At 63.1% G+C, this 8,754-nt stretch carries 7 protein-coding genes; 4 read left to right on the forward strand and 3 right to left on the reverse strand.

The genetic code is table 11. From position 1 onward, the window contains the following. Nucleotides 1–48 precede the first annotated feature (48 nt). Genes FHW92_RS23505 through FHW92_RS23515 form a run of 3 tightly spaced genes read left to right on the forward strand, consistent with a single transcriptional unit; the run spans nucleotide 49 to nucleotide 3,543 of the window. Nucleotides 49–1,575: an aldehyde dehydrogenase (NADP(+)) gene (locus FHW92_RS23505; RefSeq protein WP_168605725.1), complete on the forward strand. Its 1,527-nt coding sequence runs from the start codon at nucleotides 49–51 to the stop codon at nucleotides 1,573–1,575. A gap of 51 nt (nucleotides 1,576–1,626) precedes the next feature. Then, nucleotides 1,627–2,619: an AraD1 family protein gene (araD1, locus tag FHW92_RS23510; protein WP_168605726.1), complete on the forward strand. Its 993-nt coding sequence runs from the start codon at nucleotides 1,627–1,629 to the stop codon at nucleotides 2,617–2,619. A gap of 3 nt (nucleotides 2,620–2,622) precedes the next feature. Next, nucleotides 2,623–3,543 carry a Gfo/Idh/MocA family oxidoreductase gene (locus FHW92_RS23515; RefSeq protein WP_168605727.1) on the forward strand — a complete coding sequence of 307 codons (921 nt, stop codon included), beginning with the start codon at nucleotides 2,623–2,625 and terminating at the stop codon, nucleotides 3,541–3,543. Between the two features lie 212 nt (nucleotides 3,544–3,755). Here FHW92_RS23515 and FHW92_RS23520 read toward each other — a convergent pair whose 3' ends face one another. Continuing rightward, nucleotides 3,756–5,594 (reverse strand): hypothetical protein, encoded by a 1,839-nt coding sequence (locus FHW92_RS23520; RefSeq protein ID WP_168605728.1) that lies wholly within the window; start codon nucleotides 5,592–5,594, stop codon nucleotides 3,756–3,758. 241 nt (nucleotides 5,595–5,835) lie between these two features. Then, nucleotides 5,836–6,843, reverse strand: coding sequence for a transcriptional regulator FtrA (gene ftrA / locus FHW92_RS23525; RefSeq protein ID WP_168605729.1), 1,008 nt, complete (start codon nucleotides 6,841–6,843; stop codon nucleotides 5,836–5,838). Between the two features lie 110 nt (nucleotides 6,844–6,953). Between ftrA and FHW92_RS23530 the strand changes: the two genes are divergently transcribed. After that, a complete protein-coding gene (locus FHW92_RS23530) occupies nucleotides 6,954–7,562 on the forward strand; it encodes a glutathione S-transferase family protein (RefSeq protein ID WP_168605730.1) in 609 nt (202 codons plus the stop codon). A 307-nt stretch (nucleotides 7,563–7,869) separates the two neighbouring features. Here the strand turns inward: FHW92_RS23530 and FHW92_RS23535 are convergent. Continuing rightward, nucleotides 7,870–8,754 (reverse strand): IS110 family transposase (locus FHW92_RS23535; protein WP_246870390.1); only part of this gene is annotated, 885 nt, incomplete at its 5' end.

The following is an 8,754-nucleotide window of genomic DNA, read 5'->3' on the forward strand; positions in this document are numbered from 1 at the left end:
CTGACTAAACGCATCCGCGATGGTCGGTAGTGTTCAATGGAGTTTTCGATGACCGAATTTCGTTCAATTGATGCCGCCACCGGCGAAGCATCGGGCCGCGCCTATGCGGTCGATGGTCTGGCGCAGGTCGAGGCCGCCTGCGCCGCCGCTGATGCCGCGTTTGATGCTTATCGCGCCACCGACCGCGAGACCCGTGCGGCCTTCCTTGAAACCATCGCCGATGAAATCCTTGCCCTTGGCGACGATCTGATCGTGGCGGCGATGCGCGAGAGCGGCCTGCCCCGCGCCCGCCTTGAGGGCGAACGCGGCCGCACCATGGGCCAGCTTCGCCTGTTCGCTCAGGTGGTGCGCGCCGGTGCATGGCAGCAATTGCGCATCGACCCGGCTCTGCCCGACCGCGCGCCCCTGCCGCGCCCCGATCTGCGCCTGCGCATGATCCCGGTGGGGCCGGTGGCGGTGTTTGGCGCCTCCAACTTCCCGCTGGCTTTCTCGACCGCTGGTGGCGACACCGCCTCGGCGCTGGCCGCCGGTTGCCCGGTGGTGGTCAAGGGCCATCCGGCGCATCCCGAAACGGGCGCGCTGGTGGCCTCGGCCATTGCCAAGGCGGTTGCGGCCTGCGGTCTGCCGGGCGGCGTGTTCGGCCATCTGGTCGGCCCGTCGAACGAGTTGGGCGCGGCGCTGGTGAAGGACCCGCGCATTGCGGCGGTGGGCTTTACCGGTTCGCGTGCGGGCGGTCTGGCGCTGGTCAATCTGGCCGCCGCGCGCCCGGTGCCGATCCCGGTCTATGCCGAAATGAGCAGCATCAACCCCGTCCTGCTGATGCCCGAAGCGCTCAAGGCACGCGGCGCGGCGCTGGGCACCGCTTTCGTCGGTTCGCTGACCATGGGCGCGGGGCAGTTCTGCACCAACCCCGGCCTGCTGCTGGCCATTGAGGGCGAGGGGCTGGAAGCCTTCATCGCCACCGCCACCGGCGCTGTGGCGCAGGCCCCCGCGCAGACCATGCTGACCAAGGGCATCGGCCAGGCCTATCGCAGCGGCACCGCTGCTCTGGCGGGCGCGGATGGCGTCGAGCAACTGGCGGCGGGCGAACCGGGCGAGGGCACCGCTTGCGGCGCGATCCTGTTCCAGACCACGGCTTCGGCCTTTCTCGCCAATCCGGCGCTGGCGCATGAAGTGTTTGGCGCCAGCTCGATCCTCGTGCGCTGCGCCGATGCGGCGGAACTGACGGCTGTGCTCAAGGGGCTGGAAGGGCAACTGACCGCCACGCTGCATATGGACGATGCCGACGCCGATCTGGCCGCCGCCATCCTGCCGGTGCTGGAGCGCAAGGTGGGCCGTATCCTCGCCAATGGCTGGCCCACGGGCGTCGAGGTGTGCCATGCGATGGTTCATGGCGGGCCTTTCCCGGCCACCAGCGATCCGCGCACGACCTCGGTGGGCACTCTTGCCATCGACCGTTTCCTGCGCCCGGTCAGCTATCAGAACATCGCGCCTGCGCTGCTGCCCGCCGAATTGCGCGATGATGCGCGCGGCGATGGCGCGCCGCGTCTGATCGATGGTGTGCTGACGCTCTGATTTTTGCATTCACCCCGCCGGGGCGTTCCGGCGGGGCAAGGAGTTTTGACGATGGCCCAGCGCCTTTTGCAACATCGCGCCGAAGATGGCGCGCGTTCCGTTATTCTGGCCGATGGGGATCAGGCCTGGTTCCTCAATGGGGTTTCCTCGACCCGCGAGCTGGCTTTACGCGCGATTGCCGCCGGGCGTTCGCTCTCGGCGGAAGCCGAAGCTGCCGGTAAGGGCGCGGCGGTGGATATTGCGGCGGAATTGGCGGGCGGTCGCTTGCTGGCCCCGATCGACCATGAAGACCCGGCGCATCTGTGGATGACCGGCACGGGCCTCACGCATCTGGGTTCGGCGGAAGGCCGCAACAAGATGCATGCAGCCGCCGCTGCGGGCGAAAAGCTGACGGATTCGATGCGCATGTTCCTTGAGGGCGTCGAGGGCGGCAAGCCTGAGGCCGGACAGGTCGGCCAGCAGCCCGAATGGTTCTACAAGGGCGACGGTTCGCAGCTTGTCGGCCCCGGCGCTGATCTGCTCAGCCCCGCCTTTGCGCAGGATGGCGGCGAGGAGCCGGAACTGGCGGGCGTCTATATCGTCGGCCCCGATGGCACGCCCTTCCGCCTTGGCCTTGCGCTGGCCAATGAATTTTCCGACCATGTGACCGAGCGGCACAATTACCTGTGGCTGGCCCATTCCAAGCTGCGCGTGGCGGCATTGGGCGCGGAATTGCTGATCGGCGAAGTACCCGAGGACATTCGCGGGACCAGCCGCATTCTGCGTGATGGTGCAACGCTGTGGGAAAAGCCCTTCCTGTCGGGCGAGGCGAATATGTCGCACAGCATCGGCAATTTGGAACAGCACCATTTCAAATATGGCCTGTTCCGCCGCGCGGGCGATGTGCATGTGCATTTCTTTGGCACGGCCACGCTGTCCTTCTCGGACGAAGTGCGTACCGCGCCCGGCGATGAGTTTGAAATCAGCGCGGCGCCTTTCGCACTGCCTCTGCGCAACCGCCTTGCCATCGCGGCGGCCGAAACTGTCTCGGTAAAGGTGCTTTAAGCCATGGCCATCCGCATCGCCATTGTCGGCGTGGGCAAGATCGCCCGCGATCAGCATTTGCCCGCCATCGCCGCCAATCCGGCCTATGAATTGGTGGCCACGGTCAGCCGTCATGATCCGCAGCTGTCTGTGCCGTGGTTTGCCGATCTGGATGGTCTGCTGGCTTCAGGGCTGGCGGTTGATGCGGTGGCCCTCTGCACCCCGCCGCAGGTGCGCTACGCTCTGGCGGTCAAGGCGTTGCAGCACAAGCTGCATGTCTTCCTGGAAAAGCCGCCCGGTGCGACTTTGGCCGAGGTGGAATCGCTGTGCGCGATGGCCGATGAGGCAGGCGTTACGTTGTTTGCCTCGTGGCATTCGCGCTATGCCGCAGGCGTTGAGCCGGCGAAGGCATGGCTGGCCAACCGCGAGATCCGCGATGTGCGGATCATCTGGCGCGAGGACGTGCGTGTCTGGCATCCGGGGCAGGCGTGGATCTGGCAGGCGGGCGGATTGGGCGTGTTCGATCCGGGCATCAATGCGCTCTCCATCGCCACGCATATCCTGCCGCGTCCGTTCTTCCTGACCGATGCCACACTGGAGGTGCCCTCGAACTGTCAGGCGCCGATTGCGGCGGACCTGCGCTTTACCGACAGCGCGGGGACGCCGATCCACATGGATCTGGATTTCCGCCAGACCGGCCCGCAAAGCTGGGACATCATTGTGGAAACCGACGGCGGTACGCTCAAGCTGGCCAAGGGCGGCTCGGTGCTGACCCTGCCCGAGGGCGTGCGCGAGGATGAGGACCGGGAATATCCCGAACTCTATGCCCGTTTCGCCGCGCTGGTGGCCGGGAGGCAGAGCGATGTCGATATCGCCCCGCTGCGCCACGTGGCGGATGCTTTCCTGCGCGGCCATATGCGCGCGGTGGAGCCGTTTATCGAATAATCTGTTTGGTCCTCGCCGTCACACTGGGGTGGGGCGGGGGCCATTCACCCAAAGGGGCGCCTTTCCGAGCCGGGAAGGCGCCCTTTTCCATGCCCGCAAGGCGGGAGGGAGTTCTTGAAGATATAGGGAAAAGTGCGATGACGGGCTCGAATAGATAGGCTTAACTATCTATAAAAATGTATAATTTATGTAATTGAAAGTCTGACATACCCTCATTTATACCCCCTTAGAGAAAAGGACGTTGGGTTCGTGTCCGGGGAATGCGAACTTTTATAGGTGGGTTTTGTTAGGTGGTATGATTCATGAGTCGCATCCTGATTCCTCGGAGAAGGGGTAAAAGGCGATACCTCGCCCACCGGGTCCAGCGTTTGCGAGACACTGACGGCGATGGCGGTGGTGCCCTGCCGCTCGGCGCGCACGGGCATGAAACCTGCGGGCAGGCGTGCAAGCCCCTTGGGATTGGCGCGCGCCGGCGCTTTCGTCAGGGCCGGAACGATGGACTGTTCGTGATAATCGGGCGCAGTCGCCACCGCTGTTTCGCGCTTGCCAGTCTGCCATCCCGGCGGCAGGGCGGGACGTGGCGGCATGGCGGCCAGCAAGCGGGTCCGCCGCTCGGCATAATCCGGCACGGTCAGGCTCAGCGCACGCGCCACCTCGGCTTGTTCGGTGGGTGATGGCTCTGAGAAGGCGCTCGCTTCTTCCTCCGGCGCGTTATAGCCAAGGTGAAGCGCGGTCTGGCACAAGCCCGGAAATTGGTCTGGCGAGAAAACGCGGCATGTCAGTTGGGCTCCTGCGAATTGACCGTCGGGAGAGCGCTCGCCCGCCATGAATTCCGCAATGAGGTATGGGTCTTCGCCCTTGTGGTTCAGCGCGGCGTCGATCAGCAACAACCGGGCCAATGCGCCTTCCTTGGGCATCGTATTTGGCTTTATGCCGCAGTTTTCGGGCTTGGCGTCTGCTTTTGCCATCAGGCAATCAAACTGTGCCCGCAGCGCGGCCAGATCAACCAGACCGTCCAGCATCCTGTGCGTATCCTGCGCGCGATCCGCCATCAGATAGGCCTCGGCCAGATCGAGCCGCAAAGCCCCCGTATCGCTTGCAAACGGGTCAGTTGGCTTGGGTTTGGGCTGGGGTTTCGGTGTGGTGACCGCCACCTCCTTGCCATTGGCATCGATAGCCGCTTCTGCGATGACCTCCGCTGAGGCGTCATCTTCGCCAAAGTTCACCTCGATGCCGCCGATTGTCGCCTGATTGGCCAAAACCGCGGTGAGAGACAGCACCCTTTCCCGCACTGTTGGGCCCATCGCGTCCAACCAGGCCAGCGCTTCTTGATCAAGGCCATGGTGCAACAGGGTGGACAGGGCTTTGCGCAGGAAGCGGATCGAAAAGTCATCGCGCTGCCCCGCCTCGATGCGTTCCAAAGCTGCGGGGCTGGCCAGCCAGTCATACAGGGCCATCTTGTCTGCCCCGTCGATATCGCCCGATTGCGCCCAGCGGATCAGTACCGGAATGGCCGCCGGCGCCGCCAGCGCGGCCGCATGGGCATAGGCCGACTTGCCGCCAATGATCGGCGCGACAAGTGTGGCCAAACGTGCCTTGTCGGGCGCCGCGCCGACCAGCGCGTCGACATCGCTTCCCTGTTCATCGCCGATGGCATCGATAACTTCGGCGAGCAGCAAAGTGCCCAGTTCGTGCCCTTGCACCTGCGGAGCCAAGGCTAGCACGTGCTTGCGCAAGGCAGGCTTGTTGCCATCGACGGCGCGGTCATATTGGTGCTGTTGTACGAAAATGCGCAGGGCAATGATCTGCTCCAGCAAGGGCGCCGAAAGGCCGGTTTGCGCCGCCATCATCTGAGCCGTCTGCGGGATGGAATTGGATCGCAAGTGCCGCATCACAGCGCGGTCGAAAGGCTCAGTCTGCGCCGCCCAACCATAGCCGCGCGACGGGTTGGTCGCTTTGGCGTACTGCGCCACATCCCTGGCGGTGGGGGTGAAGGTCTGGGCCAGCGCGGGCTGGCGTATAGAGACAAGGTGGCGCAAGCCAGCAACCACGCGCTTTTCATATCGTCTCCCCACCCAAATTAAGGATAGCTTCCGCAAAAAAGCGATATTTGCAATAAGAAAACTTCAGGCAGCATTCCCAAGCAGTTTCGTTGCAATCGTCGCAATCAACTTAAGGTGAATACTGTGAGAGCTTGGACGTGATCGCCCTAAACGAATGGCCGCTTCCGGCGTGTTGTTTGGCCATGTAAACGACAGCTTGTGGGGCGTAACCAGAATGAAATTGTAGTCGTCAAGATGTGGATCCCCCGCTGACAATGACATTGCCCGCCCTCGCGCCGGGTCGCGAACCGAAAGTGTTGCGATACGCTCTGGGCGACAGGCCCGTTGCAGCCCGGAATTGTTGACGGAAGTTGGCTGCGGTGCCGAAGCCCGCACGTTCGGCTACAGCTTCGATGGACAGATGCGTCTCCTCGATCAGCATGCGGGCATAAGCCACGCGCTGCTGTTGAAGCCATGCGCCCGGCGTCAGGCCCGTCGCGCCCAACAGATGGCGGTGCAGACTGCGGGAGCTGAGATGAGTCTCCGCCGCCATGCGCTCCACACTCCAGTTCTCGCCGGGCTTTGCCTGAATGGCTGTGAGCAATCCGGATAGACGGTGACCGGAGGGCGGCGGCAGGGCTCGCTCGATAAATTGGGCCTGCCCGCCGTCGCGATGCGGTGCCACCACCAGGCGGCGCGCCACGCTGTTGGCGGCGTTCCGGCCGAAATCCTTGCGCACCACATGAAGGCACAGGTCCAGTCCCGCAGCACTGCCTGCCGAGGTCAGAATATCGCCCTCATCGACATAGAGCACGTCGGGTTCGATCACTGTTTTACCGGCCTGATCGGCAAGGCTTGCCAAATGGCGCCAATGGGTGGTGGCTCGCCGCCCATCGAGCAGTCCGGCTTGCGCCAGCACAAAGGCTCCGGCGCAGATCGCCACAAGTCTTGCGCCGCGCCCATGGGCCCGTCGCAATGCTTCGAGCAGAGCGGCAGGAGCCGGTTCACGCGGGCCACGCCATCCGGGAATGACGATCGTATGGGCCTGATCCAGCAGGTCCAGATCGCCGTCGGGCATAACCTGCACACCGCCTGCGCCGCGCAAGGGGTCGGGCTCGGCGGCGGCGGTAAGGCAGCGATACCAGTCATTTCCCATCTCCGGGCGCGGCAGGCCAAAGACTTCAAAAGCGCAGCCGAATTCAAAGGTGCAGAGTCCATCATAGGCGAGGATGACGACCAGAGGCTTGGCGTTTGGCATGATACTTTCGATACTTGTCATACCTGCCAATGGCAACGATCCGGGTGGTGCTTTATCCCTCCCTTTAACGGATTTCGGCCGGTTGCGGCGGCCGGGTCAAGGAGGACAAGATGAAACTGATCGGAATGCTGGATTCGCCCTATGTACGCAGGGTTGCCATTTCGCTCCGCCTGTTGGGTCTGGATTTCGAGCATCAGACGCTGTCGGTGTTTTCCACTTTCGATGCCTTTGCCGCGATCAATCCGGTGGTCAAGGCGCCTACGCTGGTGACCGACGATGGGATCGTGCTGATGGACTCCGGCCTCATCCTCGAACACGTCGAGCGGCTTGCAGGATGCAGCCTGTCCCCCGCCGATCCGGCGGCTCATGCGCTGTCCCAACGGATCATCGGCCTGGCGCTGGCGGTCTGCGATAAGGCGGTGCAGATTGTCTATGAACACAATCTGCGGCCCGAGGAGAAGCGCCATCAAGTCTGGCTCAATCGTATCCATGGGCAATTGGCGCAGGCGCTCCATCTTCTTGAACAGGAGGTCAGCCGCGCTCAGCCGTGGTGCTTTGGCGACCATCCGCTTCAGGCCGACATCACCACTGCGGTGGCCTGGCGCTTCACCAGAGAAATGGTGCCCGAGGCAGTTGAGGGGCAGGCGCTGCTATCCTTGTCACGCCTTTCACGGATAGCAGAGGAGAGCGCTGCCTTTCTAGCTTTCCCCTTCAATTAGGGGAAACGGCTGGGTGGGCGAAACCTCCTGAACAAACGGCGTCTGTGGATGGCTCCCGCGTTGCAAGCACTTTTTTGAAAATCTGACGGTCGGTCGGGTGCAGTCGTCTGTCCGGCCTGTTTGTGCAGTCGTTTCGGACCGCTGGCCCTGATGGGGTCCGCGAACAGGGTTCCGATCGGGTTTGCAGGCTGTTACGCCTTTGCCGTTCGATGGATTGTCCCTGCTCCCGGTCTGACCGGTTTCGCCATCATTTCTCTTTGCGCTCACAACTCCGTTTGGCTGGTGTGGTTCTCAGCCATATTCCATTTTATGCGGCCAGTATTGGTGCGTGTCCTGCCTGATAGGTCTGGCCGCGCGCCATGACGGCCCAAACGATCCGCGCCATTTTGTTGGCCATCGCTACACTGGCCACTCTGGCCGGCTTCCTTGCCAGCAGGGCGACGATGCGTGGGTCAACTGCTTCAGGTTTGGTCTTGGCGCGACGGATTATCGAGGTCGCCCCGATGACAAGCAACTGCCGCAGATATTTGTCGCCCATCTTGGTGATGCGCCCCAGGCGTTCTTTGCCGCCACTCGATTTTTGGCGCGGGGTCAGGCCAAGCCATGCGGCAAATTGCCGACCGGAGCTGAATTGGTGAGGATCTGCGACCGATGCTGCCAGCGCTGTTGCGCCGATCGGGCCAATGCCCGGGATCGTGGCAAGGCGACGGGCAACCTCATCGCTGCGTTGGAGGGCATCGAGACGCAGGTCGAGCTGGCGAAGCTGGGCATGGAGATCAAGCGCAAGCCCACACAGCATACCGACCACGTGTGCAGCTTGTGGTGGTAGATCAACCCCAGCCTCTCCGTCGACGACTTGGCGCGCCATCTGCAGTGCCCGGTCCAGCCCGACCGGGATCGTGATACCGAACTCGGCAAGCTGGCTGCGCATCATGTTGACCAACTGCGTACGCTGCCCGATCAGCAGGTGGCGTACCCGGTGCAGCGATAGTGATGCCTGCTGCTCGCGTGACTTGATGGCCACGAACCGCATTGTCGGGCGCGTCACCGCCTCGCAGATCGCCTCGGCATCATTGGCATCATTCTTACCCCGCTTTACTAATCGCGAGGTGCCCATAATGCGGAGGAGCGTTGCCTGATTGGCGGATTTCCGCCGTTCTCGGATCTTCTTGCTTTGCATTATTCTGAGCCG

The organism is Novosphingobium sp. SG707, assembly GCF_012275515.1.
GTDB lineage: Bacteria > Pseudomonadota > Alphaproteobacteria > Sphingomonadales > Sphingomonadaceae > Novosphingobium.

Coding starts and splice junctions, on each gene's coding strand:
- FHW92_RS23505 (WP_168605725.1), top strand. CDS start 49: ATGACCGAATTTCGTTCAATTGATGCCGCCACCGGCGAAGCATCGGGC.
- araD1 (WP_168605726.1), top strand. CDS start 1,627: ATGGCCCAGCGCCTTTTGCAACATCGCGCCGAAGATGGCGCGCGTTCC.
- FHW92_RS23515 (WP_168605727.1), top strand. CDS start 2,623: ATGGCCATCCGCATCGCCATTGTCGGCGTGGGCAAGATCGCCCGCGAT.
- ftrA (WP_168605729.1), bottom strand. CDS start 6,843: ATGCCAAACGCCAAGCCTCTGGTCGTCATCCTCGCCTATGATGGACTC.
- FHW92_RS23530 (WP_168605730.1), top strand. CDS start 6,954: ATGAAACTGATCGGAATGCTGGATTCGCCCTATGTACGCAGGGTTGCC.